A 22414-nucleotide genomic window follows, 5' to 3' on the forward strand; every position below is an offset into this window, starting at 1 on the left:
TCTCAGGTGTTTCCCTGATTATACCCTATTTTGACGAAGAAATTCAGAATTATTGGTTCCAAGCATCTTCTAATTGTGGTTTTGCGTTTTCAATCAATTGATCGACATCTTGATCTGTATTAGACAAAATGTTTTCCATGATTGAACGCATTTCATTGTAAGCAGGATCAGCATTTTCAATCACTGGGATCGAGAACAATTCTTTGGTCGCATCTTCTAATTTGGCAGCCACTTTTGTTTCAGGATTGTTTTTGTATTCATCGCTTTCCAAAACAGATTCAACAACTGGCATGTAGCCGGTATCGATCGCCCATGTTTTTTGCGCTTCTGGCGAAGTTAAGTATTTCATGTATTCAAAAGCAGCGGTGCGTTGCTCTGGTGTTGCGCTGTTGAACATATACAAGTCAGTTCCTTGTTGCAAGTTGATTGGTTCTGGACGAGCTGCTACGTCATATTCAAATTTGCCTTCGGTATCTTTTTTAACAAAGCCTTCCCCTGCGATTGAGCCGACATACATTGCGATTTGCTCATTGGCAAATGGACCAGACAAGTATTTGTCAGAACCAGCGATTCGGAAGTAGCCGTCTTTAACACCATCTAGGTAGTAGTTGATGACTTCTTTTGATTCATCGCTGTCTAATTGCAAGTCTTTGTCAAAATCAACGCCTTGATTTTTCATTGCGATGGCATAGTAGTTGTTTAATGAGTCAAAACCAGCACCTACGACTTCACCGTTTGATTTTTCATAGATTTCTTGAGAAGCTTCTTTTAATTCTTCCAGATTTGTTGGTACGTCAATACCATACTCGTCTAACATGTCTGCATTGTAAAACAGCATTTCTGTAGATTTGTTGAAAGGAATCCCGTATTGCACGCCGTCGATTTGTGCACCATCTAAAAGGGCACTGCGGATCTCTTCTTGGTCACCCCAACCGATAGTATCATCGTTGATGTATTCGCCAAGGTCAACTAGCATGTCATCTTGGGCAGCATTCCATAACCAACCAGGATATGCTTGGGTGATAGTTGGCAGATCTTTTGGTGAAGGCAAGGTTGAATTTACCTTTGCTTGCAGATCAGAGTAGCTTGATTGATTTTGCAATTCGATCTTGATGTTTGGATTTTCGTCCATGAATTGCTCGGTCAATTTCGTCAATGATTCTTCTTGCGCACCATTCATTGCATGCCAAAAGGTGACAGTCGTATCTTCGCTTAGTTCTGTAACGATTTCATCACTTTCCGTAGAACCAGATGAATCGTTGTTGTTTCCACAAGCCCCTAATACCAATGTCGCGGCTGCAGCTGCTGCAAATGCAAGTTTCTTTGTTTTCATTTTTTCCTCTCCTCTATCACTCTAAAATAATTTTTTCACCGCGTTGCGGCAATATTCTTTCACCATACGGATTCACCAGATTTTCTGGTTTCAGCGTATGGATTGGAACCAATCGTTGGGGCTCGATCCATGCAATGATCTGATCTAAATCAGCTGGTTTCGCATGTCCCGAGTTTGGCAAACGGACAAATTCGATCTCCAGTGCTGCCAATTGATCCAAAAAGACTTGATAAGCTGGATCAAAATCGCCTAACGGCTGCGCATCACTGTGAATATACAAACCACCCGTCTGCAAGTTTTCAAAATGCGCGACTGCTTGCCAAAGGTACTGGCTCGTGTCGGCACATAATGCCTGATAAGAAATGGCGAAGGCTGGATCGAGAGTCGCTGGTACTTGATCATCGATCGTATAGAACGGTACATCTTTATTGAAAATTTCTTTCAACAAAGCAGCTTGCGTCGCCTCTAAAACAACCGTCCGCGGCGCGGCTTCAACAAGCGCCATAAAGCGCTCGACATTGGCTGGATAGCCATTGAAAGTAATTTGTCGTTGGGGATTTTCTTTGACCAAACGCACGAAGGTCTCGATCAATTCTGTTTCACTTTCCACTGTGATCGCTTTGGGGTCCGGTTCTCTTTCTGGAAAGCTGATGCTGACCCCTTCCATCATCAATAGATCCGTGTGTTTGGCTAACTGACAGAATTCTTTGGTACGCTCTGGATGATAGCCATGCAAACGCAAATCACCGGTATAAGCGATAAAATGATCTGGCGTGCGAATCAACAAAGCTGCCGCACCGTACGCATCATGATCGACTGGAATGATCTCGACTTCGATTTCCCCGACCCGAATCACATCATGAGGTTCTAAGCCGATCAATTCACGGACAAATCTTTTTTCTTCATGAGGAACGGGCAGCAAGAAGTCCCCTTTTTGATTCAACACTTCGAGGATCGCTTTGGTTTCCTTCAAGGTGTACATAGGAATATTTGGGTCTAAAAAGTTGATCATCTTGGAATGATCCAGATGGGCGTGGGAAAGAAAAACTGCTGTTTCTTGGTATTCTTTCGTTTCGCTTCCTTGGTACGTGTAGTCTAAGCGTGGATCGTAGACATTTTTCAGTTCTGGTATCCAGCGATGCGCAACTAACGTTTGTAATTCTTCATCTGGTAAGGGTGTTTCTGGATGATACTCCGAACCGAAATCAAAAAAGATATGGGCATCTTTGTACGCAACTTCGATGACGGTCCCTCCAATCGTTAAGATCCCGCTATGAAAGGTGATCGTCGTTTTATCCTTTGATGCCATCTTTAGCCACTCCTTTGATAATTTCTTTTCTAAAGATCAAGTAAATGATCAGAATTGGAATGACGGTCAAGGTCGCTGCCGCCATCTGTAAATGAACGTCACTGCCGCTTTCTGTGGTAAAGGCAGCCAATCCATTATTTAAGAGACGGTATTTTTTCTCATTCGTCACTAACAACGGCCATAAGAAAGAATTCCAGCTAGAGATGAACGTCAGAATCCCGACTGTCACCAAGGCTGGTTTAGACATGGGGATCAAAATTCGGCGGATATAAGCTAGGTCGCTGGCTCCGTCAATTTTGGCTGCCTTATAAAAGGTATTAGAAATACTTTGTAAATAACCGTTTAAATAATAGATGTAAAAAATACTGGTCAGAAAGGGAATGATCAACGCACTATACGTATTCAATAAGCCCATTCGCGCAATCGTATTGTAATTGGTGAAAATGATCGATTCATAAGGAACCATCAATAACGAGATCATCAATCCGATAACTAACCGTTTGTATTTGAATTCAAGACTAGTCAATGCAAAGGCAGCTAGAATCGCAGTGATCAGCGTCGCGATAGTCGTCACCGCGGAAACGAAGACCGTATTAAAGAAGTAGCGTAAAAACGGTGCTCGGGTAAAGACTTCCCCGTAGTTGCTCCACTGGAAAGACTCTGGCATGATCGTCGGTGGAATACTGGTTGCTTCACTGTAGGTCATTAGACCAGCTAAAATCATATAGACAAAGGGAAACAGCGTGATCACTGCTAAAATTGCTAAAAACAGCATCGAAACAATCGTGACAATTTTTTTCATTCGTTTATTCGCCCACTTTCTTCAAAAGTTTATTTTGGATAAAGGTGACGAGCAAAATAATGATGAACAAGATCACGGTTGCCGCCATTGCAATCCCCGGACGTCCGGCGATATGGAATTTGTCATAAATATAAAAGACTGCCGTGGTTGCACTGCGGGCGATCCCTGGCTGTCCGCCAAACAAGGCATATACTTGAGTATAGACTTTAAAGGCACTGATCAGATTGACCGTTAACAAGAAGGCAAAAGTCGGGATCAACTGCGGAAAGGTGATTTTCCGAAAAATCTCGCCATCGGTGGCGCCAAACATTTTTGCGATTTTGTAGTGTTCTTTGTCGATGTTGCGCATTCCTGCCAACAAGATAATAATGTTGAAGGCGAGGCTCGTCCAAACACCAAAGATGATCAAGGTCGTCATACTCATATTGACATTATCCAGCCAGTTGACTGGTGGAATGCCGACAAGACTCAACAAATAGTTGATGATCCCGTAAGAGCCATTGAAAAAGTAGCGAAACACGATCCCGATGGCAATCGTACTCGTGACATAAGGCATAAAGAAGATCGTTTCAAAAAAACTTTTGTATTTGACTTTTTCAAAAATGATCCACGCAATCGCTAAAGAAAGGATCAACGCGATCGGTACGACCGCAAAAGCAAAGAGCGCCGTATTTTGCAGTGCTCGAAAGAAGACTGGGTCCGTTAAAACCCTTTGATAGTTCTCAAGCCCAGCATACTGTTGGTTAATCAAGGTTCCTTTTTGGAAACTCATGATGAAGGAACGAAACAGCGGATATACACTGAATAAGAAAATAATGACCAATGAAGGCAGTAAAAACAGCCATGCTTTCGGTTGGTTCTCAGGGTTATAATTTTTTTTGAACATTAGTAGACCCGCTCTCCTTTTTCATCAAAGATAAAGGCTTTTTTGTAATGAAAATCAAATGACACTTGCGCGCCTTCTTCAATGATTTCTTCAATACTAACGATCGATTTCATATGTTTGTCAGCCAGATCAAAGTTCAAGATTCGTTCTCGTCCGATCAGCTCCACACTCTTGACTTCCGCTTGGAACAAACCTGCTTGCAAGGTGGTCAGCACATCTTCTGGACGAATGCCTAACGTGTATTGGCCGTCTGTTAATGGTTTCTTGAAGCGAAGGTCGGTAAAACGGTCAACTGGTACAGTGAAGGCAGGATGGATCATTTGGCCCTCTTTGACTTCTACTGGCAAGATGTTGATGATTGGATTACCAATAAATTTCGCTACGAAAAGATTGTTTGGTTCTAAGTAAAGGTTTTGCGGATCATCATTTTGTTGAATGATCCCCTCGTTCATCAAGATGATCTTATCACTGATAGAAAGAGCTTCTTCTTGGTCATGGGTCACGAAGATCGTGGTGATGCCCACTTCTTTGACTAACCGACGGATCTCTTCACGGATCTTCAAGCGCAAACGGGCATCTAAGTTACTTAATGGTTCATCCAGTAGTAAGACTTCTGGACTTTGCACCAAGGCACGCGTGATCGCTACCCGTTGCTGCTGTCCGCCAGAAAGGGTTCCTGGTTTTTTCTGACTTAACTCTTCAATATTGGTCAGTTTCATGAACTTTTCAGCAATTTTCTGTGCTTCGTTTTTCTTGATCTTTTTCTCTCCGACTGTCAGTGGAAACATGACATTTTCTAAAACAGTCATATGGGGATAAAGGGCATAATTCTGAAAAACAAACCCGATATTGCGGTCTTTTGGCTCGGTCTTAACAACGGAAGAACCGTTAAAGCGGATATCGCCATCGGTGGGACTCAACAACCCCGCGATCAAATTCAATATCGTCGATTTCCCACAACCACTTGGTCCCAACAAACAAACCAAATCGCCTTTTTCTATTGTAAAATCTACTGCTTTCAAGGCTTCAAACTTATTATCGAAAACCTTCTTCAACCCGACTACTTCTATCAAAACTGCCCCTCCATTTTCTCTTTTTCCTCCGAATAGTTGACTGGCATTTCAAGTCACAAAAAAAACGAACTCTTGATGTTTCGGTCAAACGCTCAAAGAAATTCGATTTTAATCATAACAAACGAATGTTTTTATTCGATACCATTATTGTAAATGTTTTGTAAAAATCATTGGGAATTATGAAAGAATTTTTAATTAATTTACCTTTTAATGAGAAAACAATGAGCCAAACAACGCAGTTTCTAGCCAGTAAACACGAACATTTTAACGTTTTTAGAAAATTTTCATGAAAAACGGGTAAAAATTATCAATCCTTTAGTATCCATTGATGTTAACACTATTTTTACGCGGCTTTTTGACCAAAAGCGCCTTTAGTAATTGTTTACTAAGACCATCAGTATTTCTTCTTTTAAAATAACAAAAAAAGGATGATTATTAAAAAAACAATCGTCCTTTTTTCATTCTATCCTTCGCCTCAGTCACCCGTCAACGTCAGCAATTTCGTAGAGACTTGCTCAAGAAAATAACGGTCGTGTTCAATGATCAGCATAGAAGGCTCCACCAAATGGATCACTTCCTCTAATTGCTTCTGATTGAAGACGTCCAAATAATTTAGCGGTTCATCCCAGATAAACAATTCTGCTGGTGTCGCTAATGATTTGGCTAGTTCCACGCGTTTACGTTGCCCCATGCTCATTTGCTGGATCGGCGTTTGAAAGACAGCTCTTTCCAAGCCAAGCTTTTTTAAATTATTTAGCAGATCTTGATAATTCAAGCCATGCTCTTGGGCAAATTCTGTCAGCATCCCACAGTTGTCCTCGTAGTTTTGTCGGACATAACTGATGGTGATCCCATGGGCTGTTTTGATCGTCCCTGTCTGCTGTCCATCGAAAGTACCTAAAATACTCGCAATCAAACTGGACTTGCCAGATCCGTTGGCCCCTTGAATCCCCAAGCGCTCTTTTTGCCGGATCGCAAACGTCAGCGGTTTAAACAAAGGCTGCTCATAGCCGAGCTGAAAATGCTCTGCTTCCAGCAACACATCATGATGGCTAACAAGCGGCGTCATTTTCAGAGGATCAATCCACTCAATGTCTTTTAACAACGCAGACTTGTCTTGAATTTGATCTTCCATCCGTTTAACGATCGCTTTCGAGCGCTTCATGGTCCGTGCCGCTCGGGCACCGATCGCCCCCGTATCATAGATTGCCCCGCTGCCTTTTTTGGTCGGCGACCCTAATTTGTCCCGTTCGCGTCCTCGGGACCACTCCGCTTTCTCGGCTGCCGTCTGCTTCAAACGACCGATTTCTTTTTTCAACTTGCTGTTTTGTTCTTGCTCATACGCATCTTTTTGCTGCTTTTGCAGCTCATAGACTGAATAATTCCCTTTGTACAGCACCAAGCGGCTTTTTTCGATCGCCAATACATGATCGACGACGTCATCGACAAACTGTCGATCATGGCTCACAACGATAAACCCGGTTTTTTGCTGCAAATAGCGGGCAACATGTTCGCGAGCGGTCACATCCAAATGGTTGGTTGGTTCATCGATCAAAGGAAAATTCTCTTCATCAACGAACAACCGCGCCAACAGGACTTTCGTTTGCTCGCCGCCAGATAAAGTGGCAAAGGGCCGCCAAAGAACTTCTGGATCAAGCTGCAGCAGGTTCAATTCCCGTTCCAAACGCCACTGCTCAAATTCGCCAGATTCTTGTAAAACAAAAAGCGTCAGTTGCTGATCGTCAGCGACGGGTAAGGGAAAATAAACGAATTGCTGCTCATGGGTGATCGAGCCGCTATAAGGCAATTCATTGAGCAGCAGACGCAGCAAGGTCGTTTTGCCGCGACCATTTCTGCCAATCAACCCTAATTTCCATTGTGTATCAAGGTTCAAGTTGGCATCCTCAAAAAGCAACCGTTCTTGGCTGTCAAAGCCAAAAGTTAAATGATTAATACTGATATTCGACATAAATATACCTCGTCTCTATTCACGGAATAGAGTAGACCTAAAGCTATTTTCAGAATCAGTTTTTAGAGGTACACAAAAAGATCCCCCATCGAAAAAGTCAACCAATCCTGAAAATCTGCAGACTATCCCCTTGGAGGAACAGTTTCATGCAGCTTTCAACAAATTGGTTAATTTTTCAATGGAGGATCCCTCATTTCGTTTAATAGTGCCCTAAGTATAGCATTGATCGGCAAAAAAGCGCAAGTTCAGTACCCCCTGCTGCTTTATCTTTATATTTTATTCACAAACTAAACCCGTTATTGCTAGAAACGTTTCATTAAAAAACACTTGAAACACAAAAAAACCATCAGGTTGGTTAGTCCTGATGGCAAAAGGAGTAAAATGAAAAATAAAAAGGTTGTTGGTTGTGAATTCATTATACCTCCGATAAAAAAACTTTACATGTGAAAAACATAACAGTTAAATTAAATAACTCTTGTTTAACTTGAATGTTTATCATTTTTTTAACAATAAAGCCGTCATCCGTTGAATGGCAAAAGAAATTTCGTCGGTTGCTTCATCTTGCTTGGCTTCTGCCGCATCAAAGGCTTCTTGGTCGATTTTGTTATCGAGACTCAAAATCATCTCATCACAGCCAGCAACATATTTCATATACGCCCGTTCGAATTTTTTATGGATCCCCATCACATTCGCTGGGGGACGCAATTTGCTGATTTTTTCCAGCATCAAGCGGTATTTGTCCGTGCCTTCTTTAAAAATTCTAGTAATCTCAGCTAGCCGCTCAGGTGTTACCTCGGCTTCTTTCTTCTCGTCGATCGCTTTGCGGATCTCTTCATAATTGGGATTCATTTTCTCCCCGATCGCTTCTGTTTCTTTGACAAGATCGTTGATTGTTTGTACATAAAAACCTAAGTTTGGTCGCACAGTGGGTCCCCTACTTTCTTTGTTATTATCTCCTATTTTACCGTTTCTTACTGCAAATGAAAAGGTCAAGTAACAGCCGTAGGGTTTATCGAAAATAAGCCAGCAAAAAAAGACCTGCTGCCCAGGGAGAAGGACAGCAGACCATTGATTGTTTTTCCGTTTAATTTTGGCTTATTTGCGTCCCATTGCTCGTTGGATCGCTTTGACGATCTCAACGACTGGAATGATCGCAAAGGAGGCCCCTAAAACGATGCCCCATTGATACAAGTCAAGGTGTGCAACACGGAAGATATCATTTAATCCTGGCACGATGAAGATCACCAGCATCAACGCAAAGGACAACAGGATCGCCCAGTTGAAGGCTTTGTTTCTAAATGCCCCTACTTTAAAGAGCGACTGATGGATCGATTTGACGTTGAAGGCATGGAACAACTGCATCAATCCTAACGTGGCAAACGCCATCGTTAAGGCATCGGCATGGATCGCATCGTACGTATTGTGAACGGGCCATTGGATCGCTGACCAATAAACGAACAGCACGGTTGCCGCTTCTAAGATCCCTTGGTAGATGATACTGCTCATCACACCACCAGAGAAGAAGTTGGAACTGCGTCCCCGCGGTGCATGTTTCATTAGATCTTTTTCAGCAGGCTCCATTCCTAAAGCAATTGCTGGGAAGGTATCCGTTACTAGGTTGATCCAAAGCAAGTGGATCGGCAATAGCGAGTCCCAACCCCACAAGGTTGCTAAGAACAAGGTCAAAACTTCCCCTAGGTTAGCGGCTAGCAAGTATTGAATCGCTTTTTGAATATTGGAGAAGACTTTTCGTCCTTCTTCCACTGCTACGACGATCGTAGCGAAGTTGTCATCTGCTAGGACCATATCGGAAGCACCTTTAGAAACTTCGGTACCTGTGATCCCCATGCCGACACCAATATCGGCTTGCTTCAGTGACGGAGCATCGTTGACCCCGTCACCAGTCATGGCAACGACTTTGCCTTCTTGTTGCCAAGCTTTGACGATCCGAACTTTATGTTCAGGTGATACCCGTGCATAGACTGAGTAGTTCGCTACCTTTTGGGCAAACTCTTCTTCGCTCATTTTATTGAGTTCAGCGCCAGTCAAGACGGCATCATCATCGCCCGGTTTGATGATCCCTAAACGTCCCGCAATGGCTTCAGCTGTATCGCGGTGGTCTCCGGTGATCATGATTGGACGAATCCCAGCTTCTTTGGCTAAACGTACCGCATCGGCTGCTTCTGCCCGTTCTGGGTCGATCATTCCGACTAAGCCAGCAAAGACCAAATCATTTTCGACGATTTCTGATTCTAAGTTTTCTGGTACTTGGTCTACATATTTGTAGGCCATCCCCAATACCCGCAGTGCTTGTTTTGCCATATCGGTATTGTTGAATAAGATTTTTTCTTTTTCTTCATTGGTCATCGGCAGCTCTTGGCCGTCCAATAATACTTTTGAGGTTCTGCCTAGCAAGACATCGGGTGCGCCTTTGACAGCAACTAAATAGCGACCGTCTTCTTGTTGGTGGATCGTACTCATAAGTTTTCGGTCAGAATCAAATGGCAGATCTGCTACCCGCGGTTCTTGATTGACAAGATCCCGCACATGGAATCCTTGATCCATCCCGAATTGCACCAATGCGGTCTCGGTCGGATCACCGATCAAGTTGCCTTCTTCACCAAATTTTGTATCATTGGCAAAGTTCATGACTTTTAATGCCATGTTGTCTAACGGAATATCTTCTGAAGCAGCATGTTGCTTATCATTGACATACAATTTTTCCACGGTCATTTGATTCAACGTCAACGTACCAGTTTTATCAGAAGCGATAATATCGGTTGCCCCAAGGGTTTCAACCGCTGGCAATTTACGGATCACTGCATTTCGTTTCGCCATTACTTGCGTACCTAAGGCTAAGATGATCGTTACGATCGCTGGCAGCCCTTCTGGGATCGCCGCTACTGCTAATGAGATCGAAGTCAATAGCATGTCGACCCATGACGTATTGTTAAAGATCGTTCCAACAAAGAACATGATCACTGCAATGATAATGATGGCGATCGTCAGGAATTTTCCTAGTTCATTTAAGTTACGCTTCAACGGTGTTTCGGTTTCTTGGGCGCTAGCCAGCATGCCAGCGATTTTCCCAACTTCAGTTCCCATCCCTGTATTGACCACGACCCCTTTGCCGCGGCCATAGGTCACATTACTGTTTGAATACGCCATATTGACGCGATCGCCGATCCCGACATCCGTCCCTTCGATGACGGTCAATTCTTTTTCGACTGGTACGGACTCACCTGTCAAAGCAGCTTCTTCAATTTTTAACGAGCTTGCTTCTAAAAGGCGTAAATCTGCTGGTACGACATCGCCAGCTTCTAATAGAACAATATCCCCTGGAACCAATTCATCGCTCTTGATGGTGACGGTATGACCATTACGCAACACATTGGCATTTGGTGTAGACATTTCTCTTAGTGCTTCGATCGCCTGCTCCGCCTTCGCCTCTTGAACGACACCCATGATCGCGTTGATAATGACAACTGCTAAAATAATAATTGAGTCCACGACTTCATGGGAAACGACTGCTGAGATAATCGCCGCCGCTAGCAAAACGATGATCATTAAATCTTTGAATTGTTCAAAGAATTTTTGTACCATCGATTTCTTTTTGCCTTCTTCTAATTCGTTGGGACCGTACTCAGATAAGCGTTTTTGTGCTTCATCGTTCGTTAATCCATTGGCATCTGTTTGCATTTCTTCCAGAACACGCTGCGCTTCTTGCGCATAAAACGCCTGCGATAGCTGTTCCTTTTTGTTTTCTTCTGACATGTTTCTCCTCCTTTTATATTTACTCTTCCTTTATTGTACATGATATGAAAAAAAATAGACTTATGTATGCACTGTCTAAGCATACATAAGTCTCACTGTTTAAGACAGCACCAGAAATTTCTTTCAGGATGGTGATACTGCCGCAGATGAAATCCGCCAATTACTCCCTCATGTTCATGTCAATAACCTACATTATACAAAAACTTTTCAGGTCTGGCAATTTTATTTTTGCTGAAACTAGCAGAAGGATTTCTCCTAAGAATCAGGCGATGATCGAGCCGTTTGGCATGCCTTTTGGTGCTTCCACGATTTGCAGACGACCGTCATTGTCTTCTGCTGAAAGGATCATTCCTTGGCTGACTTGTCCCCGCATTTTCCGCGGTTTCAAGTTAGCAACGATCACGACTTTTTTACCGATCAAATCTTGCGGTTCTGGATAAAATTCAGCGATCCCCGATAAAATTTGACGATCTTGATCATCTCCCGCAGCTAAGCGGAATTGCAGCAACTTGTCGGCGCCTTTGACTTTTTGACAGTCAACGACTTCTGCCACTTTTAATTCGATCTTGTCGAAGTCTTCGTATTTGATCTCGGCTTTTTCGGATTGCAATGTGGTTTCTTCTGGATTCCATTTGACTGTTTCTTCTGGACTTTGCGTCCCTTCAGCCATTTTCTTTTGGATGTAGGCTACTTCTGTTTCAAGTTCCAAACGAGGGAAAATCGGTGTGCCTTTGGCAACGACTTTCGTGCCGCTTGGAAATTCACCAAAGCGTAAATCTTTCAGATCCATGGCAACAGAAGCCAGTCCTAATTGTTGGAAAATATTGGCTGGTGTTTCTGTCATCACCGGTTGCAATAAGATCGCAACGATGCGTAAGCTTTCCGCTAAATGAACCATTACACTGTTTAATTCAGCACGCTTTTCTTCTTCTTTGGCTAATACCCATGGTTGAGTTTCGTCAATGTATTTGTTGGCACGGGAGATCAACGTCCATACTTCTGACAATGCCGTACTGAATTCCATTTTATCCATGGCTTCATGGTAACGACCAACCACATTGGCAGCAGTCGTTGACAGCTCGCTATCAAAAGGCGTCACTTTTGAGGCATAATCTGGGACTAAGCCATCACAATATTTATTGATCATAGCGATCGTCCGATTCAACAGGTTGCCTAAGTCATTGGCTAGATCGTAGTTCAAACGAGAAACGAAATCTTCTGGTGTAAATACACCATCGCTGCCAAAAGGAACCGCCCGTAAGAGGTAATAACGCAACGCATCTAAGCTGTAGCGCTCCACTAACATTTCTGGATAAACGACATTGCCTTTAGATTTCGACATCTTGCCGTCTTTCATCATCAACCAGCCATGACCAAAGATTTTTTTCGGTAATGGCAAGTCTAATGCCATCAGCATGATTGGCCAATAGATCGTATGGAAACGCACGATTTCTTTCCCAACCATATGCACGTCAGCTGGCCAGTATTTTTGGAACAAGGAATCGTCGTCTGAGCCATAGCCCAATGCCGTAATATAGTTGGATAACGCATCGATCCACACATACACCACGTGTTCAGGGCTAGCAGTGACTGGGATGCCCCATTTAAAGGTCGTTCTGGAAACAGCCAGGTCTTCTAACCCTGGTTTGATGAAATTATTCAGCATTTCATTTTTACGTGATTCTGGTTGAATGAACTCTGGGTGCTCATCATAGTATTCAACCAAACGATCGGCATATTTGCTCATGCGGAAGAAATAAGAAGATTCCTTCACCAATTCTACCTCATGACCGCTTGGCGCTTTACCGCCGATGACTTTGCCCTCTTCATCTCGGTAAACTTCTGCTAATTGCGTTTCAGTAAAGTATTCTTCATCAGAAACGGAATACCACCCTTCATATTCACCCAGATAGATATCTCCTTGATCAAGCAATTGCTGGAAGATTTTTTGAACGGCTTTTTTATGGTAATCATCCGTTGTGCGGATAAATTTATCGTAACTGATGTCTAGTGTGTTCCATAGTTTCTTGACGTCAGCTGCCATTTTGTCGACGTATTCTTGCGAATCTACGCCAAGTTCTTCTGCTTTTTTCTCGATTTTTTGACCGTGCTCATCGACACCCGTCAAATAAAAGACATCAAAGCCCATCAATCGTTTGTATCGTGCTACCGCATCACAAGCGATCGTCGTGTAAGAATTCCCGATATGCAGCTTGCCGCTTGGATAATAAATTGGCGTCGTAATATAGAATGTTTCTTTTTCAGCCATGGACGCAAGTCCTCCTTTTCACTAGTAAAGTGTATACTTAGGTAGTATACAGTTCGCAACCCAAAAATGCTATAATTTTAATCAAAAAAGCGGATAACCTAAGACCTTTTTCCATGGTCTACAAGGAACAAAGGAATCGTTTTGGTCCTTAACACGCAGCAAATAAACCAGCAGATTTGAGCATTTCTTTTCTACTAGTTATCATAGCGCAGATAGCCGTTCACTTCAATGTTCTAGGGGAAGAATCTGATCCTGACAACGAATCTCTTAGGAAATAAAGGTGTTTTATCTCTCTTTGATTAACGGGTGCTTCTTTTGCTATAATGAGGAAGACTTCACTTATAGAAAGGAACGCTATGACTCGAAAAAACAAACAGCATTTTTTGCTTTTAACTGTGCTTTCTGTGGGACACTTGCTTTTTTCAACCACAAGTTACCCCTTTTTGTTTGCGTACTTCAATAGCCATGATTATGCTGCGCTCTTTGCAACAGCGATGGCAGTCCTCCGTGTGCTTTTTTTGCTCTGGATCGCTCTTTGGGGCTATTCAGCACTCAAAGAACACCCGCCGTCTTCTTGGCTTTATCTCGCATTATTTTTCCTTAATTTGATCGTTCCTTATTTTTTCCGTTAAGGAAAACCGTCGCGTTCAGCTACTTACTTTATCTAAGGCAGGAGAAACCAATGAAAGAATTTACCTCAAAATCAGCTGAAAAACACTACTATGAAAAAGAAGCGTCAGAAGCAGAGTTTCTTACATGGTATCAGGCGCAAGATCAGCCGAAATACGAGAAACCTTCCGTAACCGTCGATATGGTTTTGATGTGTTACAACAAAGAAGAAGAACAATTAAAAATTGCGCTGATCCAAAGAAAAGGCCACCCTTTCCGTAATTCTTGGGCATTGCCGGGAGGCTTCGTCAATCCCAATGAATCGACGGGGCAAAGTGTGATCCGTGAGACGCAAGAAGAGATCGGGGTCACCATCTCCAAGCAAAACATCGAACAGCTGCATACCTTCAGCACCCCAGATCGCGATCCTCGCGGTTGGGTGATCACCGTCAGCTATTTGGCTTTTATCGGTGAAGAACCCTTAAGTGCCGGTGACGATGCGAACCAAGTACGCTGGTTCTCTTTAGAAAGAAAAGCCAATCAAATTTATTTGACCAGCGGCGAGATCGAGATCATTCTTGACCTAGTGACTGGCGCCTCTGTTGGAAAAGATACGTTGGCTTTTGACCACAGCGCGATCATCCTCAAAGCTTTCAAACGGGTTGCCAACAAGATGGAACACGAGCCACAAGTGCTGCTCGTGTTAGGCAAAGACTTTACGATCACGGAAGCCCGTAAAGTATTCGCCAAGTTTTTAGGGATCGATTTTAAAATGATCGATCATTCCAACTTCAAAAAATCCATGCTCCAATATTTTACGGAAGTTGGCGAAAAGCCCGTCGGCATCGGGCGTCCCTCAAAGATCTATCGCTTAAATGACGCATTTTTAGGTGACAAAATGTAAAAAAATACAACCCCCTGTCAGACCGTAGTTTGGCAGGGGGTTGCTGGTTAATCATAATTAGTGAACGTGGTTCCTAGAAACAAAAATCAGAAAGATTTTTTCTATACCCTAGGCGATCCCTGGCGTTCCTTCCAGTTCAAGCGGCTCAGCTGCTCATTTCGCCTGAGAGCCGTTCTAGCTTCTGTTGGTCCTGCGTATCCAACGTGACAAAACGCAGTTCTTTGCCGTACCACTGCGCTTTGTACTGGATTTTGCGAACGAATTGATGCCAATCACTGATGCTGTAATGACCAGCTTTTAAAACCGTATCTTCTGCGATTTGTTCCAAATAGATCGTATCGTACTGTTTTACGAGATGGTAGCTGACTTGATCGATGAATTCCCGCTTTTGACAGCAGTGAAAACGATAAAGGCGAGCGACCTTTCCTTTTAGCTTCTGATAATTTCGCGCCTGGGTCAAAAGGATTTTCTTCCGTTTGACCGCCGTCGCTTTTACCTGAAGTTTGCGTTCTGCTCGCGTCAGCTTTTGCTTCGTTTGGATGGCATGCTCACAGGTGATGGGTATCGGCTGGTTGGCTTTGACCAACTGCTGCGGATCATAAACAACAGCGACAGAGGCTTGCTGCTTCGGCAATGGCGGGATCTCTTCCAAACAAAGGATCGAGATGTAAAACTCTTCGTTGTTTTTTGCTGAGATCGTTGCCGATTTGATCTTCCCTTTGATCGCCCGATGCTTTTTTACGGGAACCAATGTTTTAAGCTTTGGCAGCTTGATTTGATCGTCTTCAAAATAAATGGTGTGCTGCTGATTATTGGTGGTATACGATTGCCAGATACTTTTTTTGGTTTTCATTTTTGGAAAGCCAGCCCGCTTTTGAAAGTAATTTCGAAACGCTCGGTCCAGATTCCGTTGTGCATTCGCCAATGCCAAACTATCGGTCTCCTTCAAAAAAGGATACTCTTTTTTTAGTTTGGCTGGCGTCAACCCTTGCTTTGCTTCATTGTTGGCCAGCTCCTCCATCTTTGCCTCCAGCAGTTGATTGTACGTAAAACGTACACAGCCGAAGGTTTCGATGAAAAACTGTTTTTGCTGTCCATTAGGATAGATCCGAAATTTGTATGCTTTTAAAACACCCAGTTTCATCTCCTCCTAACACTCCCTATACCTTTGACGCTAGTTCCCCTTTTTTTGTGCTAACTTTTCTTGATAGATCTTGGCTTCTTTTTTCGTGGCATAAACGAAATGTCCTGGTGCGATCTCTTCCATTGCTCGTTCTTGGTTATCGTTTGGTTCGCTGACGTATTTGATCCGTTTGCGTTGACGCTCATGGTCAGGATCTGGCAGCGGAATCGCTGATAAAAGACTTTCAGTATACGGATGGACCCCGTAATGATAGATTTCATCGCTGGTGCCTACTTCTAGCAGTTTGCCGTTGTGCATCACGCCGATCCGATCGCTGATGTGTTTGACCATCGATAAATCATGGGCGATAAACAAGTACGTCAATTTATGTTCTTCTTGCAGATCTTGCAGCAAGTTGACGACTTGGGCTTGGATCGAAACATCCAATGCCGAGATTGGTTCATCACAGATGATGAATTTTGGATCGACGGCTAACGCGCGGGCGATCCCGATACGCTGACGTTGTCCACCTGAAAATTCATGAGGATAACGGGTCCCGTGACTTGGGTTTAGTCCGACGGTTCGCAAAAGTTCATCCACCCGATCATTGCGTTCTTTTTCATTTTTGGCTAATCCGTTGATATCGATCCCTTCGGCAATAATGTCCCGAACTTTCATCCGTGGATTCAAGGAAGCATAAGGATCTTGGAAGACCATTTGAACTTCTCGACGAAAATCAGCCAGTGGTTTCTTGCCTTTGATTTTCATAACATCTTGTCCATCAAAAAGAACTTCGCCTCCGGTAGGGTTATTCAAACGAATCACTGTCCGTCCAGTCGTCGATTTTCCGCTTCCGGATTCACCGACTAGACCAAAGGTTTCTCCTTCATAGATTTGGAAGGAGATATCATCGACGGCTTTGACTTCGTCTTTGCGGCTAACGTTAAAATATTGTTTGAGATTCTTTACTTCAAGTAAAACTTTTTCCAACCGTTTCTCCTCCTTTAGACAGATGCCTGAGTATTTTTTTCTTGGAATTTTTTCCAGCGAATCAAGATCTCATCCGGCGGAGTCACTTTCGGTGCTTGTGGCGCTAACAGCCAAGTGGCCGCTTTGTGCGTCGGTGAGACGTCAAAGAATGGCGGTTGCTGTTCAGCATCGATCTGCAAGGCAAACTCGTTCCGTGGATAAAAAGCATCACCTGTTGGCGGATCTAACAAATCTGGAGGTGAACCAGGAATCGCGTACAAGCGATCGCCTGTTCCTTCTAACGTCGGCATCGAACCTAACAAGCCCCAAGTGTATGGATGTTGTGGGTTATAGAAGATCTCTTCTGCGGTCCCCACTTCGACGATTTTCCCACCGTACATCACGGCCACCCGATCCGCCACATTGGCAACGACCCCTAAGTCATGGGTAATGAAGACGATGGACGAATTGATTTTCTTCTGGATATCTTTTAATAACTCTAAGATTTGTGCTTGGATCGTTACATCCAATGCAGTCGTTGGTTCATCTGCAATCAAGATCTGCGGGTAACAGATCAACGCGATCGCAATGACGATCCGCTGCCGCTGACCACCAGAAAATTGATGCGGATAATTTTTCAAGCGTTTCTCAGCATTCGGGATGCCGACAAGGTTCAATAGTTCCAACGCTTGTCGCAAGCCTTCTTTTTTACTGATTTTGTTGTGCTTCATCAATGATTCTGCCACTTGCTTGCCAATCGGCATCGTTGGGTCCAATGAAGTCATTGGATCTTGGAAAATCATGGCGATTTCCTTGCCACGGATTTTTTGCAGTTCTTTTTCGGATTTTTTCAAAATGTCCGTCCCATTGAAGAGGATCTGGCCATTATCGACATTGGCATTGCTGGCTAACAACCCCATGATACTGCGGGTCGTCACGGACTTGCCGCTCCCAGATTCGCCCACGATCGCCAAGGTTTCTCCTTTGTATAGATCGAAACTGACATCGCGGATCGCTTGGACTTTCCCAGCAAAGGTGTCAAAAGAAATTTCTAAGTTTTTCACTTCTAAGACTTTTTTCATAGCAATCACTCTTTCATTTTCGGATCAAAGGCATCACGCAAACCGTCTGCCAGCAAGTTGAACCCAATCATAATCACAGACAAGGTCACAGCTGGTACCCACATTTGGTAAGGCAGGAACAAGAAGGTTTTGTAGCCATCGCTTAGTAACATCCCTAAAGATGCTGAAGGTGGTTTTAATCCTAGCCCAATAAAGCTTAGGAAGGCCTCGAAGAAAATCGCCGAGGGGATACTGAACATCATTTGTACGATGATCACGCTGGAAATATTCGGTAATACGTGTTTCATCGCAATCTTGAGGCGACTTTCCCCCAGCGTCGTTGCGGCTAAAACGAATTCTTGATCTTTTAGTTTCATCGTTTGGGCCCGTACGATCCGCGCCATTGGAATCCAGTTAGTGATCGCCATTGCTGCCACGATCGAGAAGATCCCAGGTTCAAAAACCACCAACATCAAGATCATTACCACTAAGTTGGGAATACCAGATAAGATTTCTAGAAAACGTTGCATCACATTATCGATCCGTCCACCTAAAAGACCAGAGATCAGGCCATAGGTTACACCAAAGATGATGTCAAGCATTGCCGCGATAAACGCGATCAACAAGGAAATACGTGTCCCTACAAATAGACGACTCAATAGGTCACGACCCAAGCCATCCGTTCCTAAAAGGAAATACGTCCCGTCAGGAACATTGGCAGCTGCATACTTATCTACTAGCTCGCCTCCCACCATCGCATAGCCGTTTAAGCCATTGATGTTGATACCAGGAATTTTCGGCGGCAGATTTGTAAAGGTCACATTTTGTGCAGTTGGATCATGTGGCGAGACAAAAATCGTAATGATTGAGATCGCGATAATGATCAGCAGCAAAATGATTGAGAAGACCGCGGCTTTGTTCTTTTTCAGACGACGCCATGAATCTTGGAAAAACGTTAATGAAGGGGTTGCGATCGCTTCACGCTCTTCATTGGTATTTTTTTGTAACGGTTGAAATTTGGCTGCATCGATGGCAGCAACATCATTTGCTGTGTAAGGTTTCTCTGCCATTAGCCACGACTCCCTTCTGAAACTCGGATCCGCGGATCAACGATTCCATATAAAATATCAACAACAAGAATAACAAAGACCAACATCGCGGAATAAAGAATTGTTACCGCCATGATCGTTGGATAGTCATTGGTCATGATTGATTTTACGAACTGTTCACCGATACCTGGGATCGCAAAAATATTTTCTACGACAAGAGAACCCGTCATCAAACCGACAGCTAGCGGTCCTAACAGCGTCAATAACGGAATCAAACTATTCCGCAAACCATGCTTGAAGGCAATTTCCCAGCGGCTTAACCCTTTTGCTCGTGCCAACTCGACATAATCACTATGCAGCACTTCCACCATCTCGGTTCGAATAAACCTGGCGGAATCCGCTAATGGCGACATCGCCAAGGCGACGGTCGGTAGGATCGTGCTGGCAAAAGTCTCCCACTTAGCAATCGGTAAGATCCCTAGTTTGATGGCAAAAATGTATTGCAGCAACACGGCAAAGACAAAGTTAGGGATCGAACGTCCTAAGATCGCCACTAAGGTAGACGTTGTATCGATCCAAGTATTTTGTTTCATCGCAGAGATCGTTCCTAAAATGATCCCAAAGAACGTACCAAAGATGATCGCTTGTAGCCCTAGTTGCAGTGAAGGTCCGATTCTTCCTGATAATAAATTCGCTACTGGCTGGTTTTTAAATTGGAAAGAGATCCCAAAGTCACCTTTTAGTAAATTGGTCAAATAAAGCCAATATTGGGTAATGATCGGTTTGTCCAATCCTGCTTGCTCATTTAGCAAGGCAATTTGTTCTGGACTTAATTTTTCAGCATTCGTATATGGTGTTCCTGGCAAAAATTGCATCAAGAAAAAGGTGATCGTGGCAATCAGCCATAATGTTAAGACCATGTAGAACACTCGTTTCAATAAATATTTCAAAAAGCTGTTCACGCAGTTTCCCCCTTAAGTATTTTGACTTCTATTCAATAATTATGTAAATTAACATAGTACGAATCATTAAAAAGGAGTCAGATCATGAAAATAAAAAAAAGTAGTGGGCTCATACCCCTCCTATGCCTCGCAATTTCTGGCGGATGGTTAGCCATAAAAAATGAATTTTCCATAGCAGCTCTTTCAGATGCCCTTTTCTTGTGGGCGCTGTTCTTTTTGATCATTGGCGGTTTTTTATGGGTATTTGCTTCTGGTTTCTTTGACCATTTTCAATACTCTATGAAGAAAGCTTTTTCCAAAAATAAAACAGATTATCTGAAATTATCCCAAGTCGGCAAACAGAGCTACGCCTTTTGGTTATGGCCTGGTGTCTTCTTGTTATTCCTTTCATTGCTCTTTTTAATGATTGCTACTAGTTAATTTCATTCTTATAGTTTTACTCATTGAAATGAGAAGCAAAAGGCTGAGACAAGAAATTGTCCCAGCCTTTTCTTCGGCATTTCAAGTCAACTACTCGTGATTATTCGATTGATGTCCACTTGTAGTCGTATTGTGCGCCCGCTGCGTGAGCAACAACACCTTTGACTTTTGTTGCACGTAAGTGTGCTTCCGCTTTTTGATAAACTGGAATGACACCTTGTTCATTCATAATGATTTTTTCTGCATTGACTAGGTCTTCCCAACGTTTGTCAGGGTCATTGGCATTGGTTGTACCCGCTGCTTCAACGGCTGCATCGTATTCTTCGTTGCTCCATTGTCCACGGTTGTATGAGTTGCCTGTCGTAAACAAGTCAGTAAAGCTACTTGCATCGGCATAGTCAGCACCCCAACCGCCCATTACTGTATCAAAATCACCAGCGTTTGAACGATCCAAACGAACAGAGAATGGTACTGGACTTAACGTGACTTTCACACCGTCCAATGTTTTTTCGATCGTATCTTGCAAGTACTCAATGATTTTCTTCGTTGAGTCTGTATCAGAAGCTAAGATATCAAATTCTAATGAATCGATCCCTAATTCTTCTTTGGCTTTTTCCCAATGTTCTTTGGCTTGCTCTTCATTGTATTCAATGACGCTGCCAGCTGCTTCCGTGAAGTCCGTATGATCGCCAGGGCTGAAGGTCATACCTTCTGGTACCAACCCAGTTGAAGCAATCGAACCATCCCCTAAGATCGATGTCACTAAGGCATCACGATCGATCGCATAAGAGATCGCTTTACGTAAGTTTTCGTTACGGAAAGGTGAATCTTCATCACGTTGGTTCAATTCTAGGTAAGAAGTCGTTGCTTCTGGTTGAGAAACGAAGGCTTCATCGTTAGCCATTTGTTGCGCTAATTCACCTGTTAGGATGACATCATCTGCTTGTCCATCTTGGAAAAGGTTCAAGGCAGTTGAGGATTCCTTCACGACGCTTACGTTGATCGTTTGTAATTTAACAGTATCTTTGTCCCAATATTGGTCGTTCTTTTCATAAGCCCATTCCGTATCCGTTCCTGGTCCATCAAACCCAGTCAAGACAAACGGTCCATTATAGACAGCATTGTCGCTAGTTGACGCATATTGATCGCCATTTTCTTCTACCACTTTTTGATTTTGTGGGAAGAAGGATGGGAATGCTAATAAGTAATCAAAGTAAGGTGTTGCTTTTGCTAGGGTGATTTCTAATTCATAATCCCCCACTGCTTTGATGCCTAGCTCTGATGGATCCGTATCGCCTGCTGTGATGGCATCTGCGTTCTTAACTGGTGAAAATAGATACGCGTATTCTGATGCTGTTTCAGGTTTGACTGTCCGTTGCCAACCATAGACGTAATCTGCTGCTGTAACAGGGTCACCATTTGACCATTTCGCATCTTCACGTAATTTGATCTTGTAAGTCAGTCCATCCTCGCTGACTTCAGCTGCTTCAGCTGCACCAGCAGGTTGTGGTGTACTGTCAGCATCCAAACGATAAAGTCCTTCATATACATTGTTCAATGCACTGAAGCTGATCGTATCGGTTGCTAATGAGAGATCCGCACTTGGCATTTCTTGTGAAACCACTACGTTAAACACTTGTTCTGCACTGCTGTCGCCGCTTGCTGCTGTGTCATTGCTTGAACTATTTGTTCCGCCCGTTGTACAACCGGCTAACGCCACGCCACACACAGCCACTAAACCATAGGCCCATTTATTCTTCATCCTGTCCTACCCCTTAATTGAATTAATTTTCAGAATAATCATGCGATTTCTGAAGTTAGATAAGATTTTAATTAATAATTATTAAAAAAGCAATCCTTTTTTCGATAAAAAACACCTCTGACAGAAAGTTTTCTTGGTAT

18 protein-coding genes are annotated in these 22414 nt (G+C 43.3%); 3 read left to right on the forward strand and 15 right to left on the reverse strand.

All coding sequences use genetic code 11. From position 1 onward, the window contains the following. Positions 1-49: 49 nt before the first annotated feature. From IGI77_RS15215 to metG, 9 genes are all read right to left on the reverse strand, one after another. Positions 50-1333 carry an ABC transporter substrate-binding protein gene (locus tag IGI77_RS15215; RefSeq protein ID WP_005228017.1) on the reverse strand — a complete coding sequence of 428 codons (1284 nt, stop codon included), beginning with the start codon at positions 1331-1333 and terminating at the stop codon, positions 50-52. A 16-nt stretch (positions 1334-1349) separates the two neighbouring features. Beyond that, positions 1350-2642, reverse strand: a complete 1293-nt coding sequence (locus IGI77_RS15220; protein ID WP_438770305.1) for an MBL fold metallo-hydrolase — start codon at positions 2640-2642, stop codon at positions 1350-1352. Next, complete coding sequence (locus IGI77_RS15225) at positions 2626-3444, reverse strand: carbohydrate ABC transporter permease (RefSeq protein ID WP_005228015.1); 819 nt, start codon at positions 3442-3444, stop codon at positions 2626-2628. Before IGI77_RS15225 ends, IGI77_RS15220 begins: the two co-directional genes overlap by 17 nt. Positions 3445-3448: 4 nt before the next feature. Next, complete coding sequence (locus IGI77_RS15230; protein WP_005228014.1) at positions 3449-4330, reverse strand: carbohydrate ABC transporter permease; 882 nt, start codon at positions 4328-4330, stop codon at positions 3449-3451. Next, entirely contained in the window at positions 4330-5403 is a 1074-nt protein-coding gene (locus IGI77_RS15235; protein ID WP_413156890.1) for an ABC transporter ATP-binding protein, read from the reverse strand. Before IGI77_RS15235 ends, IGI77_RS15230 begins: the two co-directional genes overlap by 1 nt. A gap of 475 nt (positions 5404-5878) precedes the next feature. Then, positions 5879-7372 (reverse strand): ribosomal protection-like ABC-F family protein, encoded by a 1494-nt coding sequence (gene abc-f, locus IGI77_RS15240; RefSeq protein WP_074934082.1) that lies wholly within the window; start codon positions 7370-7372, stop codon positions 5879-5881. 495 nt (positions 7373-7867) lie between these two features. After that, a complete protein-coding gene (locus IGI77_RS15245; protein WP_005228008.1) occupies positions 7868-8296 on the reverse strand; it encodes a hypothetical protein in 429 nt (142 codons plus the stop codon). A 171-nt stretch (positions 8297-8467) separates the two neighbouring features. Next, the gene (locus IGI77_RS15250; protein ID WP_438770306.1) at positions 8468-11146 is read right to left on the reverse strand and encodes a cation-translocating P-type ATPase; all 2679 of its coding nucleotides are present in this window, start codon (positions 11144-11146) and stop codon (positions 8468-8470) included. A gap of 262 nt (positions 11147-11408) precedes the next feature. Next, a complete protein-coding gene (gene metG, locus IGI77_RS15255; protein ID WP_438770307.1) occupies positions 11409-13415 on the reverse strand; it encodes a methionine--tRNA ligase in 2007 nt (668 codons plus the stop codon). Between the two features lie 356 nt (positions 13416-13771). Here metG and IGI77_RS15260 point away from each other — a divergent pair, with 356 nt between their 5' ends. Then, positions 13772-14047: a hypothetical protein gene (locus tag IGI77_RS15260; RefSeq protein WP_005228003.1), complete on the forward strand. Its 276-nt coding sequence runs from the start codon at positions 13772-13774 to the stop codon at positions 14045-14047. A 50-nt stretch (positions 14048-14097) separates the two neighbouring features. Next, positions 14098-14928 (forward strand): NUDIX domain-containing protein, encoded by an 831-nt coding sequence (locus IGI77_RS15265; RefSeq protein ID WP_005228002.1) that lies wholly within the window; start codon positions 14098-14100, stop codon positions 14926-14928. 145 nt (positions 14929-15073) lie between these two features. Here the strand turns inward: IGI77_RS15265 and IGI77_RS15270 are convergent, their stop codons facing one another. The 5 genes from IGI77_RS15270 to opp3b are packed head-to-tail and all read right to left on the reverse strand — an operon-like array spanning position 15074 to position 20092. Then, complete coding sequence (locus IGI77_RS15270; RefSeq protein WP_010749109.1) at positions 15074-16072, reverse strand: RNA-guided endonuclease TnpB family protein; 999 nt, start codon at positions 16070-16072, stop codon at positions 15074-15076. Positions 16073-16102: 30 nt separating this feature from the next. Next, a complete protein-coding gene (locus IGI77_RS15275; RefSeq protein WP_438770308.1) occupies positions 16103-17041 on the reverse strand; it encodes an ABC transporter ATP-binding protein in 939 nt (312 codons plus the stop codon). Positions 17042-17055: 14 nt separating this feature from the next. Next, complete coding sequence (locus IGI77_RS15280; protein WP_216593164.1) at positions 17056-18108, reverse strand: ABC transporter ATP-binding protein; 1053 nt, start codon at positions 18106-18108, stop codon at positions 17056-17058. After that, positions 18108-19151 carry an ABC transporter permease gene (locus tag IGI77_RS15285; protein WP_005227994.1) on the reverse strand — a complete coding sequence of 348 codons (1044 nt, stop codon included), beginning with the start codon at positions 19149-19151 and terminating at the stop codon, positions 18108-18110. Before IGI77_RS15285 ends, IGI77_RS15280 begins: the two co-directional genes overlap by 1 nt. Next, complete coding sequence (opp3b, locus tag IGI77_RS15290; RefSeq protein WP_005227991.1) at positions 19151-20092, reverse strand: oligopeptide ABC transporter permease; 942 nt, start codon at positions 20090-20092, stop codon at positions 19151-19153. Before opp3b ends, IGI77_RS15285 begins: the two co-directional genes overlap by 1 nt. An 84-nt stretch (positions 20093-20176) precedes the next feature. On the opposite strand from opp3b, the gene IGI77_RS15295 reads away from it, so the two are divergent. Next, the gene (locus tag IGI77_RS15295) at positions 20177-20512 is read left to right on the forward strand and encodes a DUF3899 domain-containing protein (protein WP_005227990.1); all 336 of its coding nucleotides are present in this window, start codon (positions 20177-20179) and stop codon (positions 20510-20512) included. A 100-nt stretch (positions 20513-20612) separates the two neighbouring features. Here IGI77_RS15295 and IGI77_RS15300 read toward each other — a convergent pair whose 3' ends face one another. Continuing rightward, positions 20613-22274 (reverse strand): peptide ABC transporter substrate-binding protein, encoded by a 1662-nt coding sequence (locus IGI77_RS15300; protein WP_005227982.1) that lies wholly within the window; start codon positions 22272-22274, stop codon positions 20613-20615. Positions 22275-22414 lie beyond the last annotated feature (140 nt).

Origin of the sequence: Enterococcus sp. DIV0213h (assembly GCF_051711285.1) — a bacterium.
Lineage (GTDB): Bacteria > Bacillota > Bacilli > Lactobacillales > Enterococcaceae > Enterococcus_D > Enterococcus_D casseliflavus.